Genomic DNA, 1867 nt, shown 5'->3' with positions numbered 1-1867 from the left:
AAAGATAAAGATAAAAATGCACAAAGTGGAATATATAAACCGGTATCCATTCTTGCAAAGTGCGTATCTTTTTGTCGTTTAAAGATACCAAAATAGTTAAACTCACCAATCACTCTAATAGAAAAGACAATCATACAAATCCAGGAACCGACTTGAATAATAACATTAGGAACTGCTAAATGAACAATATTTGCTTGTTGCAACAAAATTATTGCTGCCATACTTAATAATAATGCAATGAACAATGTCATTCCGGCGCGAGGTGTAAACGCCTTTTCCCCTGATTTAGTTGGAATAACACTATTTGTCCCCCAATTACCTCCGAAAGCCCAATATACATGTAAAAAGCTAACTAAGAATAATATGCAAGTAGATATATATGTAATGATAAGCATTTTATCCTCCCCTTATTTTAGTTCCTATCTATAAAATATGCTATTCCCCTCCGCAATAGCAACCTTCATTTCATTACATAAAAAAACCGTAATGATTTATCAATATTAAGATAAGTCATTACGGGGTTATTAAACTTCATTATGCATTATACCTATTTCTTCGGCGTTCCATCCTTGTTTGACCTTGAACTGCATTTTCTTTGTATGGATCTATTTTCTCTGTCATTTCATATGTTGCAACTGGTTCTTCGTGCTTATACTCATGGATTTTTTCTGGCATTTTACTTTTAGATTCTTTCCCACCAAACTTAAATAGTTTCATCCTTAATTTCGGTAATCTTGGAAGACGAATCTTAAATGATAATCTTTTGCGTTTCTTTTTTGGTCCAAGTAGATTTATATTTTCTTTATTATTATCTTTCTCTTTGCGGTGAATGAACATCGCAAGTAGTCCTCCTATTACAAGTCCTCCAATTAATAGTAATATATATACATAATGGCTTGTCATTAAACTCGTTATGCGTTCAAGTATAACTAACGACTGTACTTCTTTTATATCCCATAGTAAAGCGGCCCATAATGAGAATAAGCCCAAAGTAAGTCCATATGTACGAAAACGGAATAAACATGGAATTAACGCGACACATGCAGCAATTTTCGCATTTGCTATGATTGAGCTTGTTGAAATATCTTGATGCCAAATAACTAACAGTAATGTTATAAATGGCGCATACGCTATCCAACTGCATATACGTGAATACATCTTTTTAGCAAAATAACTACCGAAACTAGTAAAAAATAAAAGCCCTCCAATATATATAGATTGTTCTAGAGGGATTTGCTTTGTAAGTCCTGCAATTGGAAAGAGGCCGCTCAGTAGCATTAAGAGCACATCTAATTTCTTCACAATTCCCCATTCCTTTCAAATTTTTTCAATTAATAAAAATCGTTTTTCCATATGAAATAGTTTTTGTATTTCTAAAAAACATATTAATCCTGTCTGCACATAAAGTAAATATGTAAACGAAAAGATACTTGACAAAGGATATCCTTATTTACATAAAAAAATGACAAATCCTGATCGATATAACGAGCAGGATTTGTTTACTAGTATTTAAAGTAGAATAATTGAATCTTTCTTTTCTACTTTTACTACATCTACATCCAATTCATCATCAAATTCTTTAAACTCTCTTGCATCTATGTCAGTAATATAACTCTTTATTACCTTTTCCATATGCATGGAATATGTCATGTGTACATTCTTTTTCGAAAGCATACTAGAATTACAGCACATGTAATGTATCATTTTAGCGATATAATCCCTTTCTACAGGTTTTACACCTAATGGTAGAATTTCAAGTATATATCGCTGAAAAATCCCACTACAATTAAGGGAATATTCACCAGTGCTATAATACATCCCTTTTTGATCTGCATATAAGCCAATGCTATCTAAAGCATCATCACAT

General features: G+C 32.0%; 3 protein-coding genes. All 3 read right to left on the bottom strand.

Annotated elements, in window-relative coordinates; translation table 11 throughout:
* Positions 1 to 395: DUF3995 domain-containing protein (locus ACQGS6_RS27580; protein ID WP_426965964.1), on the bottom strand; the 395-nt coding region annotated here is incomplete at its 3' end.
* Between the two features lie 139 nt (positions 396 to 534).
* On the bottom strand, positions 535 to 1302 hold the full coding sequence (locus ACQGS6_RS27575; protein ID WP_074626496.1) for a DUF3959 family protein: 768 nt from the start codon (positions 1300 to 1302) through the stop codon (positions 535 to 537).
* 207 nt (positions 1303 to 1509) lie between these two features.
* Positions 1510 to 1867: RNaseH domain-containing protein (locus ACQGS6_RS27570; RefSeq protein ID WP_426965963.1), on the bottom strand; the 358-nt coding region annotated here is incomplete at its 5' end.

This window comes from Bacillus sp. GMs2/2 (assembly GCF_050172095.1).
Taxonomy (GTDB): Bacteria; Bacillota; Bacilli; order Bacillales; family Bacillaceae_G; genus Bacillus_A; species Bacillus_A cereus.
This window is presented reverse-complemented; position numbering and strand designations above follow the sequence as displayed.